This window comes from Pseudomonas sp. AM8 (assembly GCF_036346475.1).
In the GTDB taxonomy this organism is placed as follows: domain Bacteria; phylum Pseudomonadota; class Gammaproteobacteria; order Pseudomonadales; family Pseudomonadaceae; genus Aquipseudomonas; species Aquipseudomonas marginalis.
On the sequence record NZ_JAOTNX010000040.1, the window covers coordinates 1 to 628 of the forward strand.

Genomic DNA, 628 nt, shown 5'->3' on the forward strand with positions numbered 1-628 from the left:
GGTTCGTCGAAGGCAATCACATGGGCGCCACGGGACAGCGCCTTGGCGATTTCCACCAGTTGGCGCTGGCCCAGGGACAGGCGCCCGAGTTTTTCCTCGGGGTCGATTTCATCCGCCAGGCCCTTGAGACAGGCCAGGGCCTGCTTGCGCAGCATGCCCCGGTTGACCACGCCGAAGCGCGAGGGCAAATGCCCGAGGAACAGGTTTTCGGCGACGGTCATTTCCGGCACCAGGTGCAGCTCCTGGTGAATCACCGCGACGCCGCTGGCGATGCTGTCGGCGGCGCATTTGAACGCCATGGTCTGCGCGCCGATCTGCACCGTGCCGCTGCTGGGGATATAGGCGCCGCCGAGGATCTTCAGCAGCGTCGACTTGCCCGCACCGTTCTCGCCCATCAGGGCGTGCACCTGCCCCGGGTGGGCGGTGAAACTGATGCCGTCCAGCGCCTTGACCCCGGGAAAGGTTTTGCCGATAGCGTCAAAACGCAGGGCCGCCGCCGTCATTTCCACAGCCCGATCTTGGTCAGTTCTTCCTGGAAGTTGGCGCGGGTGATCAGGGTCACTTCATCCATGGCCGTGTATTTAGGCGGCTCGGTGCCCTTGGTGACCCACTCGTACATCATCAGCGC

General features: G+C 64.2%; 1 protein-coding gene and 1 pseudogene. Both read right to left on the reverse strand.

The genetic code is table 11. The features are described from left to right. Positions 1–503, reverse strand: a 503-nt coding sequence (locus V3W40_RS34545; protein ID WP_330216545.1) for an ATP-binding cassette domain-containing protein, incomplete at its 3' end; no start/stop codon positions are given. Continuing rightward, positions 500–628, reverse strand: a pseudogene (locus V3W40_RS34550) (arabinose ABC transporter substrate-binding protein); the annotation flags it as partial. The gene V3W40_RS34545 and the pseudogene V3W40_RS34550, both read right to left, overlap by 4 nt.